The sequence below is a fragment of the Paracoccus sp. SY genome (assembly GCF_002901215.1).
Taxonomy (GTDB): domain Bacteria; phylum Pseudomonadota; class Alphaproteobacteria; order Rhodobacterales; family Rhodobacteraceae; genus Paracoccus; species Paracoccus acridae.
The window spans coordinates 265,502-282,653 of sequence record NZ_NWMQ01000001.1; the positions used below are offsets into that span (position 1 = coordinate 265,502).

Sequence of the window (17,152 nt, forward strand, 5' to 3'; positions counted from 1 at the left end):
GCCCATGTTCGCCTTCATCCTGCGGCGGCTGGCGGTGGCGATCCCCACCTTGCTGGTGCTGATCGTGCTGTCCTTCCTGCTGATGCATCTTGCGCCCGGCGGGCCGTTCACCCAGGAACGCGCCCTGCCGCCGCAGGTGCTGGCGAACCTCAATGCGAAATACGGGCTGGACGACCCGCTGTGGCGCCAGATCTGGAACTATGTGTATGGCATCGTGGTCCATTTCGACTTCGGCCCCAGCTTCGTCTATCCCGACCGGACCGTGAACCAGTTGATCGCGGACGGATTCCCGGTGACGCTGACCTATGGCACGCTGTCCTTCCTGGCCGCGGTCCTTGTGGGCGTCACCCTGGGCTCGCTTGCCGCGATCCGGCAGAACAGCTGGCTGGACTATCTGGCGGTCGGCATCTCCATCGGCGCGCAGGTGCTGCCCAACTTCGTGATGGCACCGCTGCTGGTCCTGGTCCTGACCCTGTGGCTGGGCTGGCTGCCCGGCGGCGGGTGGAGCTTTTCGGACCCCTCGTTCTGGATCATGCCGGTGATCGCGCTGTCCACCAGCTACATGGCCTCCATCGCGCGGATCACACGGTCCTCCATGCTCGAGGTGCTGGGATCGAACCACATCCGCACCGCCCGGGCCAAGGGAATGCCCGAACGCCGCGTCATCCTGCGCCATGCGCTGCGCCCGGCGATGCTGCCGGTCGTCAGCTATCTGGGGCCGGTCTTCGTGTCGATGATCACCGGATCGGTCGTGATCGACATCTATTTCTCTACCGGCGGGATCGGCAAGGCCTTCGTGGACAGCGCGCTGAACCGCGACTACGCGGTGATGATGGGCGTTACCATCCTGGTGGGCGCGCTGACCATCCTGTTCAACCTGGTCGTCGATATCCTTTACGCCTGGATCGACCCGAAGATCCGGTACTAAGCCATGGTGATCGAACACGACAAGATGCGCTCGCTTGCCGCGCGGATGGCCCAGCCCGAGGTTCGGGGACGGTCCCCCTGGGCCGATGCCCGCCGCCGCTTTCTTCGCAACAAGGCGGCGATGGCGGGGCTGGTGATCCTGCTGCTGGTCGCGCTGTTCGCGATCTTCGGCAACCATCTGGCCGTCTGGTCGAACGAGGAGCTGGATTTCAGCGTCATGGGCCAGGTCGCGACCATGGGCCAGCCATCGCTAGAAAACGGGCATTACTTCGGCACCGACGATCTGGGCCGCGACCTGTTCGCGCGCACCGTCCAGGGCACGCAGGTCAGCCTGCTGGTGGGCCTTGTGGGGGCGGGCATCGCGGTGATCGTCGGCACGCTTTACGGCGCGGTGGCGGGCTATGTCGGCGGGCGCACCGACCAGGTGATGATGCGGACGGTCGATATCCTGATGTCGATCCCCTACATGTTCGTGCTGATCCTGCTGTTGGTGATGTTCGGGCGGTCGATGACCATGCTGTTTCTTGGCATCGGCCTGATTTCCTGGCTGGACATGGCGCGCATCGTGCGCGGCCAGACCCTGTCCTTGAAGAACCGCGAGTTCATCGAGGCCGCCCGCGCCACCGGCGTGTCCACCTGGCGCATCATCATCCGCCATATCGTGCCGAACCTGCTGGGCGTGGTCGCGGTCTATGCCACGCTGCTGGTGCCGCTCATGATCCTGACCGAAAGCTTCATCAGCTTCCTGGGCCTTGGCGTGCAGGAACCGCTGACCTCGTGGGGCGCGCTGATTTCCGAAGGCGCGGGCACCATGAGCTATGGCACCCTGTGGCAACTGGCCTTCCCGCTGTTCTTCTTCGTCATCACCCTGTTCGGCTTCTTCTTCGTGGGCGACGGGCTGCGCGACGCGCTTGACCCCAAGGAACGCTGACATGGCTCTTCTGGATATCCGCGACCTGTCGGTCCGCTTCCACACCCACGACGCCGAGGTTCACGCCGTCAACGATGTCAGCCTGACCGTCCAGCCGGGCGAGACGCTGGGCATCGTCGGCGAATCCGGGTCGGGCAAGTCGCAACTGGCCTTCGCGGTCATGGGCCTTCTGGCGCGCAACGGCCGTGCCTTCGGCAGCGTGCGGCTGGACGGGCAGGAAATCCTGAACGCCCCGCCCAAGGTCATCAACAGGGTCCGGGCCGAGAAGATCGCGATGATCTTCCAGGATCCGATGACCTCGCTGAACCCCTATATGCGCGTCTCGGACCAGATGGCCGAGGTTCTGGTCCTGCACAAGGGCCTGTCCAAGCGCGCGGCCGTGGCCGAATCCGTGCGGATGCTGGACGCGGTGCGCATTCCCGACGCCAAGGGTCGGGTGCGGCTTTATCCCCATGAATTCAGCGGCGGGATGCGGCAGCGGGTGATGATCGCGATGGCGCTGCTGTGCCGGCCCAAGCTGCTGATCGCGGACGAACCGACGACCGCGCTGGATGTGACGGTGCAGGCGCAGATCATGACGCTGCTGGCGGACCTGCAACGCGATCTCGGCATGGCGATGATGCTGATCACCCATGACTTGGGCGTCGTCGCCGGATCCTGTTCGCGGGTGGCGGTGATGTATGGCGGGCGCATCCGCGAACTGGGGCCGGTGGGTCCGGTCTTCGCCGATCCGGCCCATCCCTATACGCAGGGGTTGCTGTCGGCGATCCCGCGCATCGACACGGACGAAGGCGAACTGGCCGTCATCCCTGGACAGCCGCCCGACATGTCCCGCCCGCCGCAGGGCTGCGCCTTCCGGCCGCGCTGCGCCTATTGCCGCGACGACTGCGACAACCGCCCGCCGCTGGCGTCCTTTGCCCCCGACCGCTGGCGCGCCTGCTTCGCCCCGCTGGCGGAACTGCGCGCCGGAACGGAGAGCCGCCCATGACGACGCCCCTTCTTGACGTGCGCGACCTTCGCGTCAGCTTTCCCGTCCGGCAGGCGGGCGCGATGCCCTGGACGCGGCCCCGCCACCTTCATGCCGTCGGCGGTGTCAGCTTCACCCTGCAACCGGGCGAGACGCTGGGCGTGGTCGGCGAATCCGGCTGCGGGAAATCCACGCTGGCCCGCGCCCTGATCGGTCTTGTTCCCGCCACAGGCCGGGCCGAATGGCAGGGTGGGGCGGATCTGATCGGCCTGTCGGCGCGGCAGATGATGGCCTATCGCAGCCAGATCCAGATGATCTTCCAGGATCCGCTGGCCAGCCTGGATCCGCGCATGACCGTGGGCCAGATCATCGCCGAACCGCTGGTGACCCATCAGCCCGCTCTGCCCCGGTCCCAGGTTCGCGACCGCGTCAAGGCGATAATGGACCGGGTGGGCCTGCTGCCCAGCCAGATCAACCGCTATCCCCACGAATTCAGCGGCGGACAATGCCAACGGATCGGCATCGCCCGCGCGCTGATCGTGGAACCCCGGCTGATCATCTGCGACGAACCCGTCAGCGCGCTCGACGTGTCGATCCAGGCGCAGGTCATCAACCTGCTGATGCGACTGCAGGCCGATCTGGGCCTGTCGCTGATCTTCATCGCCCATGACCTGTCGGTGGTGCGCCACATCAGCGACCGTGTGATGGTCCTCTACCTGGGCAAGGTGATGGAGATCGCGCCCGCGCGAGACCTTTATGCCGATCCGCAGCACCCCTATACGCAGGCGCTGCTGTCAGCCGTCCCGGTGCCGGATCCCGCGCATGATCCCGCCGCGACCGTGGTGCCGCTGAAAGGCGACCTGCCTTCCCCCATGGACCCGCCCTCGGGCTGCGTCTTCCGCACCCGCTGCCCGCGTGCGGCACCCCGCTGCGCGGCCGAGGTGCCGGTCCTTGCCGGAGATCGCCACCAGACCGCCTGCCATTTCCCCGGCCCCTTCACGCCACAGGAAATCGTCCGCGCCCGCGCCACCGAAGCGGCCTGACCCGCCGCTTCTTCATCCAAGTATCCCTGCGAAAGGCATGGCGGACTTGCCCGCCAAGTCAGCCGACGACCATGTGCCCCGGCCCCTCGAAGGCGCGACCGATCACGGCGGCGTCTGCAAAGCCGTGGTCGGCAAAGATCGCCAGGGCGGCCTCGGCCTCAGCCTCGGCGCAGGCCACCAGCAGGCCACCGCTGGTCTGCGGATCGGTCAGCAGGGCACGATGGGTACCGGCAAAGCCCTGGGGCAGCACGACATCCGCGCCATAGCTGGCCCAGTTCCGCCCGGAAGCGCCGGTGACGTAGCCGGCGACAGCCAGATCGCCCACCCCCGGCAGCAGCGGCACGGCTGCCCAGTCCAGCCGCAACTCGCAACCCGATCCCCGCGCCATCTCAAGCGCGTGGCCTGCCAAGCCAAAGCCGGTCACGTCGGTCATCGCATGGACTCCTGGCAGCCGCGCCAGTTCCGGGCCAGGGGTGTTCAGCTTCGTCGTGGCCCCGACCATCGCACGATATCCATCATCCGACAGCGCGCCCTTCTTCAGCGCCGCGGACATCACGCCGACGCCCAGCGGCTTGCCCAGGATCAGGACGTCGCCCGGCTGCGCACCGCTGTTGCGCTTTACATGGGCGGGATCGACCAGCCCAAGCGCCACCAGGCCATAGATCGCCTCGACCGAGTCGATGGTATGGCCGCCGCCGATGGGGATGCCCGCCTCGCGGCAGGCCATGGCGCCGCCTTCCAGTATGCGGGCGATGGTTTCGCCCGACAGGGTGTTGATCGGCATTCCCACCAGCGACAGCGCCATGATCGGGGTGCCACCCATTGCATAAACGTCGCTGATCGCATTGGTCGCGGCAATGCGGCCGAAGTCCAAAGGATCGTCGACGATGGGCATGAAGAAATCCGTCGTCGCCACAAGCGCCTGCCGGTCGTTCAACAGGTAAACCGCCGCGTCGTCCGACGTCTCGATCCCCACCAGCAGCGCCTCGGGGACAGGCAGCATCGCCGTGCCGCGCAGCAAGCCCGTCAGCACGCCCGGCGCGATCTTGCAGCCGCAGCCGCCCCCGTGGGACAGGGATGTCAGGCGGGGTTCGGTCGTTTGCTGGTCGTCCATGGCAGTCTCCTTCGGTTCGCGCCACGCTATCACCGGCAGATCGGCTCTTCAACGAAGGCCCGTTTGCGCTTAGGACGGTGTCCGCAAGGAGAAGCCCATGCTCAAGACCCGCATCATCCCCTGCCTGGACGTGGCCGATGGCCGCGTCGTGAAGGGCGTCAACTTCGTGGACCTGATCGACGCAGGCGACCCGGTCGAGGCCGCCCGCGCCTATGACGCCGCGGGCGCAGACGAGATCTGTTTCCTGGACATCCACGCCACGCATGAAAACCGGGGCACGATGTTCGACCTGGTGACGCGCACGGCGGAACAATGCTTCGTGCCGCTGACCGTGGGTGGCGGCGTCAGGACGCATGACGATGTGCGGGCGCTGCTGCTGGCGGGCGCGGACAAGGTCAGCTTCAATTCCGCTGCCGTGGCCGATCCCGATGTCGTGGCCCGTGCCGCCGACCGATTCGGCAGCCAGTGCATCGTCGTGGCCATCGACGCCAAGACGGTCGCGGACGGCCGGTGGGAAATCTTCACCCATGGCGGCCGCAAGCCCACCGGCATCGACGCCGTGGAATTCGCCAAGCAAGTCGAGGCCAAGGGCGCCGGAGAGATCCTGCTGACCAGCATGGACCGCGACGGGACGCGCGCGGGCTTCAACATCCCGCTGACCCGCGCGATTGCCGATGCGGTGAACATTCCCGTGATCGCCTCGGGCGGGGTCGGCACGCTGGACCACCTGGTCGAGGGCGTGACCGAAGGGCGCGCCAGTGCCGTCCTGGCTGCATCCATCTTCCATTTCGGCACCCATACCATCGCCGAGGCCAAGGCCCACATGGCCGCCGCCGGCATCCCGATGAGGCTGACATGAGCGCGCTTCACGACCTGGCCGCCACCATCGCCGCCCGCAAGACCGCCGATCCCGACGGCAGCTGGACCGCGAAGCTGCTGGCCAAGGGCCCCGAGAAATGCGCCGAGAAATTCGGCGAGGAAGCAATCGAGGCTGTCATCGAGGCCGTCAAGGGCGACCGTGCCCGCCTGACCGCCGAGGCCGCCGACGTGATCTTTCACCTGCTGGTCATGCTGGCCGCCCGCGACGTCACGCTGGCCGATGTCGAAACGGAACTGGCACGGCGGGCGGGAACCTCGGGGATCGCGGAAAAGGCGTCCCGTCCGGCCTAGGCGGACAACCCTTCCCCTTGGCAGGGCTTGGAGTCTATAAGCGGGCAAATTGTTGCGGCAGGGCCGCGACCAAATAAACATGGCAGAGGACCGCATGAGCAACGATTCCCAGAACGGCAAGCATCACGAAGGCGACGTCGCTTTCATCCAGTCACTTGCGGAACTGTTGAATTCCAGCGACCTGTCCGAACTGTCGGTCAAGCGTGAATACGGCGAACATGACCGCCTGACGGTCAGCCTGTCCAAGCACGCCAGGCAGGTGACCTATGCCGCCCCCGTCGCGGCCGCTGCACCCGCCGCAGCGCCCCAGGCCCCGGCAGCTGCCCCCGCAGCCCAGCTTCCCGCCATCACCGAGGATCCGGCAAGCCTGCCGGGCGCCGTGACCTCTCCCATGGTGGGCACCGCCTATCTGTCCGCAGAACCCGGCGCCGCGCCCTTTGTCCAGATCGGTCAGGCCGTGGCCGAGGGCGACACGCTGCTGATCGTCGAGGCGATGAAGACCATGAACCACATTCCCGCCCCCCGTGCGGGCGTGGTCAAGCGCATCCTGATCGACGACGGCACCCCGGTCGAATTCGGCGCGCCCCTGATGGTCGTCGAGTGAGGCGCGGATGTTTGACAAGATCCTGATCGCCAACAGGGGCGAGATCGCCCTGCGCGTGATTCGCGCCTGCCGCGAGATGGGCATCGCGTCGGTCGCGGTTCATTCCACCGCCGACGCCGATGCGATGCACGTCCGCATGGCCGACGAATCGGTCTGCATCGGTCCCGCGCCCTCCTCGGCCAGCTATCTTTCCATGCCCGCCATCATCTCGGCCTGCGAGATCACGGGCGCGCAGGCGATCCATCCGGGCTATGGCTTCCTGTCGGAAAACGCGGCCTTCGTGCAGATGGTCGAAGACCACGGCATCACCTTCATCGGTCCCCGCGCGGAACATATCCGCATCATGGGCGACAAGATCACCGCCAAGGACACGATGAAGAACCTGGGCGTGCCCTGCGTGCCGGGCAGCGACGGCGGCGTCGATGACGTGGACCAGGCCAAGCGGGTCGCCGCCGGGATCGGCTATCCGGTCATCATCAAGGCCACCGCAGGCGGCGGCGGGCGCGGCATGAAGGTCGCCCAGGACGAGGCCGGCCTTGAGGTCGCCTTCCGCACCGCGCGGGCCGAGGCCAAGGCAGCCTTCGGCAATCCCGACGTCTATATCGAGAAATACCTGCAGCGTCCGCGCCACATCGAGATCCAGGTCTTTGGCGACGGCAAGGGCCGCGCGGTCCATCTGGGCGAACGCGACTGTTCCCTGCAGCGCCGCCACCAGAAGGTGCTGGAGGAAGCCCCTGGCCCCGCGATCAGCCCCGAGGAACGCGCGCGCATCGGCAAGATCTGCGCCGATGCCGTGGCCCGCATCGGCTATGCCGGCGCCGGCACCATCGAGTTCCTGTATGAAGACGGCGAGTTCTATTTCATCGAGATGAACACCCGCCTGCAGGTCGAACATCCCGTGACCGAGGCGATCTTCGGCGTCGATCTGGTGCGCCAGCAGATCCTGGTCGCCGCCGGGCAGGAGATGGAGTTCCGGCAGGAAGACCTGTCAATCCGCGGCCATTCCATCGAGGTCCGGATCAATGCCGAAAAGGTGCCGGGCTTCTCGCCCTGCCCCGGCCGGATCACCCAATACCATGCGCCGGGCGGGCTTGGCGTGCGCATCGACAGCGCGCTTTATGACGGCTATTCGATCCCTCCCTATTACGACAGCCTGATCGGCAAGCTGATCGTGCATGGCCGCGACCGGCCCGAGGCCTTGGCCCGGTTGCAGCGCGCCTTGGGCGAATTGATCGTGGACGGCATCGACACCACCGTGCCGCTGTTCACCGCGCTGTTGCAGGAACCCGATATCCGGTCGGGCAACTATTCGATTCACTGGCTGGAACGCTGGCTGGATCAGAAGTTCGGCTGAGCCTGGACCATGCTGACGCCCGCGCAATTGCTGCAAGGCTATGCGCAGGGCGTCTTTCCCATGGCCGAAAGCGCCCGCGATCCCCGGCTGTATTGGTATGACCCGCCGATGCGGGGGATCCTGCCCGTGGGCGGGGTCCATGCCTCTCGGTCGCTGCGACGCGACCTGCGCCGGGGCGGATGGTCGGCCCATCTGGACGGCAGCTTCAACGCGGTCGTGAACGCCTGTGCGGATCGGGGTACGACCTGGATCAATACCCCGCTGAAGAAGCTTTACCGCGACCTGTTCCGGGCGGGCTTCGCCCATGCCTTGGAGGTGCGACATGACGGCACCTTCGCGGGGGGTATCTTCGGCGTGACGCTGGGGGCGGCGTTCTTTGGGGAATCCATGATGTCGGCGCGGACGAACGGCTCGAAGATGGCCTTGCTGTGGCTGTCCAGCCACCTGGCACGCTGCGGCTTCACCCTGTTCGACACGCAGTTCCTGACGCCGCACCTGGAACGGATGGGCGGGCGAGAGATAACCCGCGACCATTATCGCCAGATGCTGGCCGATGCGCTGGGTCGGCAGGCGGACCTGCGGTCCTGCCGCCTGCCGTCAGCCGATCAGCTTTGGCAGGAAATCACCCATACGTCATAGCGGGCGTCGTCTAGGGCCGAGAGCGCCGGCGACGACGCGATCATCCAGCCGCTGAACAGGGTGACGTTCTGCGAAACATCGGCGATGGTCAGTTGCGCATAGGCATCCGAGCTGGGATCGCCCGCCGGATACCGGCATTCCCCCAGGCGGACCTGCAACCTGCCATAGCGGACTGCCTCCCCCACCAGGACGGGCAAATCCGTCGTCCGGCCCGATATCTTGTCCAATCCCCGAAGAAGGGCACCGTCCGCGCGGGCGACCTCTTGCGCGGCTGCCGGGGTGGTCAGGGCAGCGGCGAGCAACAGGGCGCGGATCATGGTTTTTCCCCGTCCCCAGCCTGGCTGTCCACGAATTTCATCATCAGCTGCAACAGGCTGACGGCGCCCTGCACGTCCTCGATCTCGTCGCCAGGGGCCAGATTGTCGGGGCTGCCGCCCGGCTGGATCTGGATATAGGCGCCACCAAGCAACCCATCCGACTGGATCAGCGCGGCACTGTCAGATGGCAGGGCAATATCCGCAGGAAGGCTCAGCCTGGCATCGGCCATGTAGGTGTCGGGGTTCAACGAGACGCTGGAAACCCGGCCCACGGGAACACCCGCCAGCCTGACCTCGGTCCCCACGGCCACGCCATCGACATCGGGAAAGGACGCCTTGACCTCATAGCCCGTTTCGCGGACAAATCCCTGGCCGAAACCCCACAACAGAAATCCTGCCGCGACCGCAAGCACCGCAGTGCCGGCCAGCATTTCCGCCCGATGTTCGGCAGCCGCCTTCATCTATTCCGGCTGCCAGGCATCATAGTCGCGGCGTGCGGGCTGGTCCGCCCGATACAGCGACCCTTCAGGGTAATAGGCGCCCTGCGTTCCCGTCATGTTTTCCTGATGGGGCTTTTCCCAGGGCTTGCGGGCCAGCGGAGCCTTGGTCGGCGGCTCGTCCCAGGTGTGATGCAGCCAGCCATGCCATTCCGGGCTAACCCGGCTGGCCTGCGATTCGCCGCTGTAGATCACCCAACGGCGCGATCCGTCCTTGTTCTGGTAGAAGACGTTGCCCTCGGCATCCTCGCCGACCTTGATGCCGTTCCGCCAGGTCCAGAACTGGGTATTGATGGTCTGGCTGTTCCACCAGGTCAGGGCGCGAAGCAGAAAGGACATGGGCTGGAACCTCTTATTCGTGGCTGGCGAACATATGACGCAAAGCGCATCGAAGATCCAGCCTGACTGATCTGCCACGCCCGAAGGTCAGGACCTGGCAGCAGTTGGCGTGACCCCAGGGGCGGCACTCCGCCTCTGGGTCAAGGCTCAGCCCGCCGAAGCTGCTTCCTTTTTCGGATCCGCATGGATCAGCAGGGGTTTGGCCGCGGCGTTGTCGACCGCCTCCTCGTTGACGACGACTTCCTCGACGCTGTCCATGCCGGGCAGTTCGAACATCGTGTCCAGAAGGATATCCTCCATGATGGACCGCAGGCCGCGTGCCCCGGTCTTGCGCTTGATGGCGCGCTTGGCGATGGCCTGCAGCGCGTCTTCCGTGAAGGTCAGCTGCACGCCTTCCAGATCGAAGAGGCGCTGATACTGCTTCACAAGCGCGTTCTTCGGCTTGGTCAGGATGATGATCAGCGCTTCCTCGTCCAGATCGGTCAGGGTCGCGATCACCGGCAGACGGCCGACGAATTCCGGGATCAGGCCGAATTTCAGCAAATCCTCGGGTTCAAGCTCCTTGAACAGTTCGCCCACGCCGCGGTCGTCGTTTTCCTTGACCGATGCGCCAAAGCCCATCGCCGTGCCCTTGTTGCGCTGCGCGATGATCCGGTCCAGCCCCGCAAAGGCGCCGCCGCAGATGAACAGGATGTTGGTCGTGTCCACCTGCAGGAATTCCTGCTGCGGATGCTTGCGGCCGCCCTGGGGCGGGACGCTGGCGACCGTGCCTTCCATGATCTTCAGAAGCGCCTGCTGCACGCCCTCGCCCGACACGTCGCGGGTGATCGAGGGGTTGTCGGACTTGCGGGTGATCTTGTCGACCTCGTCGATATAGACGATGCCGCGTTGTGCGCGTTCAACGTTGTATTCGCTGGCCTGCAGCAACTTCAGGATGATGTTCTCGACATCCTCGCCCACATAGCCCGCTTCGGTCAGGGTGGTCGCATCCGCCATGGTGAAGGGCACGTCCAAGATCCGGGCAAGGGTCTGGGCCAGCAGGGTCTTGCCGCAGCCGGTCGGGCCGATCAGCAGGATGTTCGACTTGGCCAGCTCGATATCGCCCTTGGCGCCGTGGTTCAGCCGCTTGTAGTGGTTGTGGACCGCGACCGACAGCACCCGCTTGGCATGTTCCTGGCCGATCACATAGTCGTCCAGGACCGCGCATATTTCCTTGGGCGTCGGCACGCCGTCGCCCGACTTCAACCCCGAGGATTTCGTCTCCTCGCGGATGATGTCCATGCACAGTTCAACGCATTCGTCGCAGATGAACACGGTCGGTCCCGCAATCAGCTTGCGCACCTCGTGCTGGCTCTTGCCGCAAAAGCTGCAATAGAGCGTGTTCTTGCTGTCACTGCCGGACTGGTTCGCCATCGTCCACGTTCCTTGATAGCCGCAGGTCTTTCAACCCGCAGGCGGCGCCGGTTGCCCTGTGCCGCATCTGAGTTGTCCGTGGCGAACAGGCCGCCACGGGTGTGTCCTTTATGTTAGGGTCGACGGAGGCCCGTCACAATCCCCAACAAGTCTATTTCTTCTCGGGTTCCGCCTTGCCGCGCGGCGCGACGACCTCGTCGATCAGGCCCCAGTCCTTCGCCTCCTCCGGCGACATGAAGCGGTCGCGCTCCAGCGCCTCCTCGACCTCGGCCAGGCTGCGGCCCGTGTGGGCCACATAGATTTCATTCAGGCGGCGCTTCAGCTTCTCGGTCTCGCGCGCGTGGATCAGGATGTCGGTGGCCTGGCCCTGGAACCCGCCCGAGGGCTGGTGGACCATCACCCGGCTGTTGGGCAGCGAATAGCGCAGCCCCTTTTCCCCCGCCGCCAGCAGCAGCGATCCCATGGATGCGGCCTGCCCCACCACCAGCGTGGAGACGCGCGGGCGGATATACTGCATCGTGTCATAGATCGACAGGCCCGAGGTCACGACACCGCCGGGGCTGTTGATGTACATGCTGATGTCCTTGTTCGGATTTTCCGCTTCCAGGAACAGCAACTGCGCGCAGATCAGCGTGGACATGCCGTCATGGACAGGTCCCGAGACGAAGATGATCCGTTCCTTGAGCAGGCGCGAGAAGATGTCATAGGCCCGTTCCCCGCGCGAGGTCTGTTCGACCACCATGGGGACAAGGGTGTTCATGTAGAATTCTGCCGGATCGGTCATCGTCTGTCCTTGCCTTGGATCCCTGCCTGCGCGATTCGTCAGGGCGCTGAACCCATCTGTTAGCCGCGAAAGGTTGACAGAGTCTTAGTAACGGGCAAGGTCCGCCGCAAGGCATGGAACGAAGATCGCCCTGATGCGGGGCCAGGAGGCAGGCGTGAAGCTGATCGTGGGACTGGGCAATCCCGGCGCGAAATACGCGGCGAACCGGCACAATATCGGCTTCATGGCCGTGGACAGGATCGCCGCCGATCACGGATTTTCGCCCTGGAAACCGCGCTTTCAGGGCCTGAGCGCCGAAGGCCGGCTGGGCGGTGCGCGCGTGACCCTGCTCAAGCCGCAGACATTCATGAACCTGTCGGGTCAATCCGTGGGCGAGGCGATGCGCTATTTGAAGCTGACCCCCGCCCAGGTGATCGTGCTGCACGACGAACTGGACCTGGCCCCCGGCAAGTGCCGCCTGAAGCTGGGTGGCGGGCACGCGGGTCATAACGGGCTGCGTTCGATCCACCAGCATATCGGCCCGGATTACCACCGGGTCCGGCTGGGGATCGGTCATCCCGGGCACAAGGACCGAGTGGCGGGCTATGTGCTCTCGGATTTCGCCAAGGCCGACGGCGACTGGCTGGACGACCTGCTGCGCGGCATATCCGACGGGGCAGAGGCCTTGGCCGCCGAGGACGGCACGAGGTTTCAGAACCAGGTCGCGGCCCGCACGCAGCCCGCCCGGAACAGCGGCACGATGCCCACCCCACCTGCCCCGGCCCAGTCTCCCCAGGTCCAGTCGCCCCCGGCCCCGCCAGCCAAGGCATCGCCGGACAGCCCTGCCAGCCTGGCCGACAAGCTGCGCCAGCTGACCGACCGCTTTCGCTGAGCCGGGGCTTGGCGGGCGTCCTGCGGGGCTGTAGCCTGCCAAGAGGGAGGATCGGGCAATGGAACCATCGCTGAACGTGCTGGGAACGCGGCTGGAACCGTGTTCGACAAAGCCGCTGACCGGGTTTTACCGCAATGGATGCTGCGATACCGGTCCAGGCGACACAGGCAGCCATACGGTCTGCGTGATCGTCGATGCGGAATTCCTGGCGCTATCGAAATATCTGGGCAACGACCTGTCCACGCCCCGTCCCGAATTCCGCTTCGACGGGCTGAAGCCGGGCGACCGCTGGTGCCTGTGCGCCGCGCGTTTCCTGCAAGCCGCACAGGAATTCGGGGCGCCGAAAGTCGTGCTGGAATCGACCCATGCGCGTGCCCTGGACATCATTCCCATCGAACTGCTGCGCGCCCATGCGGTCGATGCGCAGGGTTGAACTTCTGGCTCTTGCCGCGCTGCTGCTGCCGCTGCCGGTCCTGGCGCAGCCTCTGCCCGATGGGCCAGTGCCGCGCAGCGACGATCAGCGCAGGCTGTCCGAATACCACGCCGCGGCTGGAGAGGCGCTGCTGGGCGCCTTCGCGGTCGGTGATCCCGCGGATCTGGCCCTGTTGACGGCGGGCCTGGCCGGAGAGGCCCTTTCACCCGAGCGCGCGATCCAGGACATGGCCGGGGATTGGTCATGCCGGATGATCAAGCTTGGGGGTTTGCTGCCGATCACGGTCTACAGCCCTTTTCGCTGTACGATCAGCCCCGATGGCGGTTTTGAAAAGCTGACGGGGTCGCAGCGGACCAAGGGCAACATCCACCAGGACGGCGATCGGCTGATCTATCTGGGGACCGGGTTCGTGGCCGGTGACATGCCGCCATCATACGAGAATCTGCCGGCGCAGGTCGATCCGCAAGCCAGTCCGCAATTCATGCCCGAAATCGGCGTGGTAGAGATGGTTTCAGACAGGAAGGGGCGGGTCTTGTTCCCCGCCCCCTATCTTGAATCACGCTTCAACATTCTGCTGTTGAGCCGTTGAAAGAAATCCGTTTTTCGGTCCGGTCAACGAATCAGCCGTTGGACCCGGACCCGTCGGAACCGCCATCCGATCCACCACCGGAACCACCGTCTGAACCGCCATCGGAACCACTGTCCGAACCACTGTCCGATCCGCTGTCGGACCCGCCATCAGCGCCGCCGTCCGAGCCGTTGGCAGAACCGTCGGAACCACCGTCAGTCCCGGAACCAGGACTGCCCGTGTCGCCCCCATCGGCACCTTCTTCGCCCGTTCCGGATCCGTCATCACCGGTCCCGGCCTCTGCACCCTCCTCACCCTCGTTCCCGGCATCCGTGCCGCCGCTGCTGCCGCCCAGGACATCATTGGCGATATCGGATCCGCGATTGCTGGTGGCGTCGGGCTGTTCGCGCAGTTCGACCCCGTCGACCGATATCAGCGTGCCATTCGCGATGCTGTAGACCAGTTCGGTCGGTTGACCGTTGCGCTGCGCGCTGACGGTCATGATCGCCCCTTCGCGCAGGATATGAATGTTGGTGAACCCCTGAGACAGCAGCGTCTCGACCACGACCTGGTCGTTGTTGATCTGCTCTGGCAAGGGAAAGGCCGGGACGGCAACCGCCCCTACAGGGGGTTGGGGTTGCAGGGCGGGGTCCACGACAACGGCAGTATTGCCTCCGGGCGTTTCGACGACAGTCTGGGCCAGGGATGCGGTTGCCAGGAACAGGCCGGATGCGCCCGCAAGCGCAAGGCCAAGGGTCTTGTTGGACATGGTATCCTCCGATCATGCGGTCGGGGGACAAACCCCGTCCGCATGATCGTGGTTCCGCCTTAGGTCTTGATATCAAAGCCCAGATGCTTGGCGACGGTGAAGATGTCCTTGTCGCCCCGCCCGCACATGTTCATGACGATGATATGATCGCGCGGCAGGCCCGGCGCGATCTTCATCACATGCGCCAAGGCGTGGCTTGGTTCCAAGGCGGGGATGATGCCTTCCTGGGCGCAGCACAACTGGAACGCCTCAAGCGCCTCGGCGTCGGTGATGCTGACATATTCGGCGCGGCCGGTGTCGTTCAGCCAGGCATGTTCCGGCCCGATGCCGGGATAGTCCAGGCCTGCGCTGATCGAATGGCCTTCGAGGATCTGCCCGTCGTCGTCCTGCAGCAGATAGGTGCGGTTGCCGTGCAGCACGCCCGCGCGCCCGCCGGAAAGGCTGGCGCAGTGTTCCATCCGGTCATCGACGCCCTTGCCCCCGGCCTCGACGCCGATGATGCGGACATCCTTGTCGTCCAGGAAGGGATAGAACAGGCCCATCGCGTTTGACCCGCCCCCGATGGCGGCGATGATGGTATCGGGCAGACGGCCTTCGCGAGGCAGGATCTGTTCCTTGACTTCCTTGCCGATGATCGACTGGAAGTCGCGGACCATCGCCGGATAGGGGTGCGGGCCGGCCACGGTGCCGATGCAATAGAAGGTGTCGCGCACATTGGTCACCCAGTCGCGCAGGGCGTCGTTCATCGCGTCCTTCAGCGTGCCGCGTCCGCTGGTGACTGGCACGACCTCGGCCCCAAGAAGGCGCATCCGGAAGACGTTCGGCGCCTGCCGTTCCACGTCATGGGCGCCCATATAGACCACGCATTTCAGCCCGAAGCGCGCGCAGACGGTGGCGGTCGCCACGCCATGCTGGCCCGCGCCGGTTTCGGCGATGATGCGGGTCTTGCCCATGCGGCGCGCCAGCAGGATCTGGCCCAGCACGTTGTTGATCTTGTGGGCACCGGTGTGGTTCAGCTCGTCCCGCTTCATGTAGATCTTGGCGCCGCCCAGGTATTCCGTCAGCCGTTCGGCAAAGTACAGGGGCGATGGACGGCCGACGTAATGGGTCCACAGATCGTCCATCTGCGCCCAGAATTCGGGATCGGTCTTGGCGCGTTCGTATTCGGCTTCCAGGTCCAGGATCAGCGGCATCAGGGTCTCGCTGACGAAGCGGCCGCCATAGATGCCGAACCGGCCCTGTTCGTCGGGTCCGGTCTTGTAGCTGTTCACCAGATCATCGGCCATGGGATCGCCTTCACGGTTGGAATGGGTATTTGGACAACGAAGAAGCGTCAGAGCGTCTTCTTATATCCGATATGGCTGGGGGTGAAGCCCAGCCGGTCATAGAAGCGGTGCGCGTCCGTCCGCGCCCGGTTGGTCGTCAACTGCATCTGGGTGCAGCCGGCCGCCCTTGCACGTGCCTCGGCATCGGCCATCAGCTGGGCGCCGATGCCTTGTCCGCGCAGGTCGGATGCGACCCGCACGCCTTCGATCTGGGCGCGAAGGGCAGCGGCCACGGACAGGCCCGGAAGAAAGACGATCTGATAGCAGGCGATGATCCGGTCATCCAGCAGACCGACGACCAGATGGTTGCCGGTCTGGGCCTGCATGGCGTCGAAGGCAGCCAGAGAGGGCCGCATGTCGGCCTTTTCCCGACCCTTTCCGAAAACGTCGTCGGCAAGCATCGCGACGACCGCAGGAACCTCGTCCCGTTTTGCCGCCCGGAAGCGGACCTTCATGACGCGGCGCTGATGAAGGCGCGGATCAGGGCTTCGTCCTTGACGCCGGGCTCGCTTTCCACGCCCGAGGACACATCGACGGCAGGCGCCCCGGTCAGGCGCACCGCCTCGGCCACGTTCTGCGCCGTCAGGCCGCCCGCGAGCATCCAGGGCCGCAGCCACTTGCGCCCGACCAGCAGGCGCCAGTCGAAGGACAATCCGTTGCCTCCGGGCAGGTCGGCATCCCTTGGCGGCTTCGCATCGACCAGCAGCATGTCGGCGACCAGACCGTAGTCGGTCAGCGCCGGCAGGTCAGAAGGATCGGACAACCCGACGGCCTTCATCACCGGCAGGCCGGTCAGGGACTTGATCCGGGCCACGCGGTCGGGGCTTTCGCTGCCGTGGAGTTGGATGATATCCAGGGGAACCTTTCCCAACACCTCGTCCAGCAGTTCGTCTGCGGGGTCCACGAACAGCCCGACCGACGCCACACCCACGGGAACATGGAAAGCCAGCCGGGCCGCTTCGTCCACGGAAACGGCACGCGGCGATTTCGGAAAGAAGACCAGCCCGACATAGCGCGCCCCGGCATCCGCCGCAGCCTCGATATGTTCGGGGCGACGAAGGCCGCAGATCTTGACCTGGGCCATCCC

General features: G+C 65.5%; 22 protein-coding genes. 12 read left to right on the forward strand and 10 right to left on the reverse strand.

The genetic code is table 11. The annotated features are described in order from the left end of the window. Nucleotides 1–4 precede the first annotated feature (4 nt). From oppB to CK944_RS01285, 4 genes are read left to right on the forward strand one after another with little or no spacing between them, the layout of a single operon-like run. Nucleotides 5–928 carry an oligopeptide ABC transporter permease OppB gene (gene oppB, locus CK944_RS01270; protein ID WP_103171190.1) on the forward strand — a complete coding sequence of 308 codons (924 nt, stop codon included), beginning with the start codon at nt 5–7 and terminating at the stop codon, nt 926–928. Nucleotides 929–931: 3 nt separating this feature from the next. After that, entirely contained in the window at nt 932–1,858 is a 927-nt protein-coding gene (locus CK944_RS01275) for an ABC transporter permease subunit (RefSeq protein WP_192877718.1), read from the forward strand. A 1-nt stretch (nt 1,859) separates the two neighbouring features. Further along, on the forward strand, nt 1,860–2,846 hold the full coding sequence (locus tag CK944_RS01280; protein ID WP_103171191.1) for an oligopeptide/dipeptide ABC transporter ATP-binding protein: 987 nt from the start codon (nt 1,860–1,862) through the stop codon (nt 2,844–2,846). Then, nucleotides 2,843–3,868, forward strand: coding sequence for an oligopeptide/dipeptide ABC transporter ATP-binding protein (locus tag CK944_RS01285; protein WP_103171192.1), 1,026 nt, complete (start codon nt 2,843–2,845; stop codon nt 3,866–3,868). The genes CK944_RS01280 and CK944_RS01285 overlap by 4 nt, the downstream gene beginning before the upstream one ends. Before the next feature lie 58 nt (nt 3,869–3,926). On the opposite strand, the gene selD is transcribed toward CK944_RS01285, so the two are convergent. Further along, nucleotides 3,927–4,982: a selenide, water dikinase SelD gene (selD, locus tag CK944_RS01290; protein WP_103171193.1), complete on the reverse strand. Its 1,056-nt coding sequence runs from the start codon at nt 4,980–4,982 to the stop codon at nt 3,927–3,929. 97 nt (nt 4,983–5,079) lie between these two features. On the opposite strand from selD, the gene hisF reads away from it, so the two are divergent. The 5 genes from hisF (at nt 5,080) to aat (ending at nt 8,749) form a co-directional block, all read left to right on the forward strand. Beyond that, entirely contained in the window at nt 5,080–5,841 is a 762-nt protein-coding gene (gene hisF, locus CK944_RS01295; RefSeq protein ID WP_103171194.1) for an imidazole glycerol phosphate synthase subunit HisF, read from the forward strand. After that, nucleotides 5,838–6,152, forward strand: coding sequence for a phosphoribosyl-ATP diphosphatase (locus tag CK944_RS01300; protein ID WP_103171195.1), 315 nt, complete (start codon nt 5,838–5,840; stop codon nt 6,150–6,152). The genes hisF and CK944_RS01300 overlap by 4 nt, the downstream gene beginning before the upstream one ends. A 94-nt stretch (nt 6,153–6,246) precedes the next feature. Further along, the gene (gene accB, locus CK944_RS01305; RefSeq protein WP_103171196.1) at nt 6,247–6,756 is read left to right on the forward strand and encodes an acetyl-CoA carboxylase biotin carboxyl carrier protein; all 510 of its coding nucleotides are present in this window, start codon (nt 6,247–6,249) and stop codon (nt 6,754–6,756) included. Between the two features lie 7 nt (nt 6,757–6,763). Beyond that, nucleotides 6,764–8,110: an acetyl-CoA carboxylase biotin carboxylase subunit gene (gene accC, locus CK944_RS01310; RefSeq protein WP_103171197.1), complete on the forward strand. Its 1,347-nt coding sequence runs from the start codon at nt 6,764–6,766 to the stop codon at nt 8,108–8,110. A gap of 9 nt (nt 8,111–8,119) precedes the next feature. Further along, the gene (gene aat, locus CK944_RS01315) at nt 8,120–8,749 is read left to right on the forward strand and encodes a leucyl/phenylalanyl-tRNA--protein transferase (RefSeq protein WP_103171198.1); all 630 of its coding nucleotides are present in this window, start codon (nt 8,120–8,122) and stop codon (nt 8,747–8,749) included. Here aat and CK944_RS01320 read toward each other — a convergent pair. The 5 genes from CK944_RS01320 to CK944_RS01340 form a co-directional block, all read right to left on the reverse strand. Then, a complete protein-coding gene (locus tag CK944_RS01320; protein ID WP_103171199.1) occupies nt 8,716–9,066 on the reverse strand; it encodes a DUF2155 domain-containing protein in 351 nt (116 codons plus the stop codon). The genes aat and CK944_RS01320 overlap by 34 nt on opposite strands. Next, entirely contained in the window at nt 9,063–9,527 is a 465-nt protein-coding gene (mlaD, locus tag CK944_RS01325) for an outer membrane lipid asymmetry maintenance protein MlaD (protein WP_103171200.1), read from the reverse strand. Before mlaD ends, CK944_RS01320 begins: the two co-directional genes overlap by 4 nt. Continuing rightward, nucleotides 9,528–9,902 (reverse strand): NADH:ubiquinone oxidoreductase subunit NDUFA12, encoded by a 375-nt coding sequence (locus tag CK944_RS01330; RefSeq protein WP_103171201.1) that lies wholly within the window; start codon nt 9,900–9,902, stop codon nt 9,528–9,530. Between the two features lie 147 nt (nt 9,903–10,049). Next, the gene (gene clpX / locus CK944_RS01335) at nt 10,050–11,315 is read right to left on the reverse strand and encodes an ATP-dependent Clp protease ATP-binding subunit ClpX (RefSeq protein WP_103171202.1); all 1,266 of its coding nucleotides are present in this window, start codon (nt 11,313–11,315) and stop codon (nt 10,050–10,052) included. 151 nt (nt 11,316–11,466) lie between these two features. Next, nucleotides 11,467–12,099 (reverse strand): ATP-dependent Clp protease proteolytic subunit, encoded by a 633-nt coding sequence (locus tag CK944_RS01340; RefSeq protein ID WP_103171203.1) that lies wholly within the window; start codon nt 12,097–12,099, stop codon nt 11,467–11,469. Between the two features lie 154 nt (nt 12,100–12,253). Between CK944_RS01340 and pth the strand changes: the two genes are divergently transcribed. From pth to CK944_RS01355, 3 genes are read left to right on the forward strand one after another with little or no spacing between them, the layout of a single operon-like run. Continuing rightward, nucleotides 12,254–12,970 (forward strand): aminoacyl-tRNA hydrolase, encoded by a 717-nt coding sequence (pth, locus tag CK944_RS01345; RefSeq protein WP_103171322.1) that lies wholly within the window; start codon nt 12,254–12,256, stop codon nt 12,968–12,970. A 58-nt stretch (nt 12,971–13,028) separates the two neighbouring features. Beyond that, nucleotides 13,029–13,403 (forward strand): DUF2237 family protein, encoded by a 375-nt coding sequence (locus CK944_RS01350; RefSeq protein ID WP_103171204.1) that lies wholly within the window; start codon nt 13,029–13,031, stop codon nt 13,401–13,403. Continuing rightward, the gene (locus CK944_RS01355) at nt 13,390–13,992 is read left to right on the forward strand and encodes a DUF4893 domain-containing protein (protein WP_158247934.1); all 603 of its coding nucleotides are present in this window, start codon (nt 13,390–13,392) and stop codon (nt 13,990–13,992) included. Before CK944_RS01350 ends, CK944_RS01355 begins: the two co-directional genes overlap by 14 nt. Nucleotides 13,993–14,023: 31 nt before the next feature. Here the strand turns inward: CK944_RS01355 and CK944_RS01360 are convergent, their stop codons facing one another. Genes CK944_RS01360 through CK944_RS01375 form a run of 4 tightly spaced genes read right to left on the reverse strand, consistent with a single transcriptional unit; the run spans nt 14,024 to nt 17,149 of the window. Then, nucleotides 14,024–14,740 carry a hypothetical protein gene (locus CK944_RS01360; RefSeq protein ID WP_103171206.1) on the reverse strand — a complete coding sequence of 239 codons (717 nt, stop codon included), beginning with the start codon at nt 14,738–14,740 and terminating at the stop codon, nt 14,024–14,026. A gap of 59 nt (nt 14,741–14,799) precedes the next feature. After that, on the reverse strand, nt 14,800–16,026 hold the full coding sequence (gene trpB, locus CK944_RS01365; RefSeq protein WP_103171207.1) for a tryptophan synthase subunit beta: 1,227 nt from the start codon (nt 16,024–16,026) through the stop codon (nt 14,800–14,802). Nucleotides 16,027–16,073: 47 nt separating this feature from the next. After that, entirely contained in the window at nt 16,074–16,520 is a 447-nt protein-coding gene (locus CK944_RS01370) for a GNAT family N-acetyltransferase (RefSeq protein ID WP_103171208.1), read from the reverse strand. Beyond that, nucleotides 16,517–17,149, reverse strand: coding sequence for a phosphoribosylanthranilate isomerase (locus CK944_RS01375; RefSeq protein ID WP_103171209.1), 633 nt, complete (start codon nt 17,147–17,149; stop codon nt 16,517–16,519). Before CK944_RS01375 ends, CK944_RS01370 begins: the two co-directional genes overlap by 4 nt. Nucleotides 17,150–17,152: the final 3 nt, after the last annotated feature.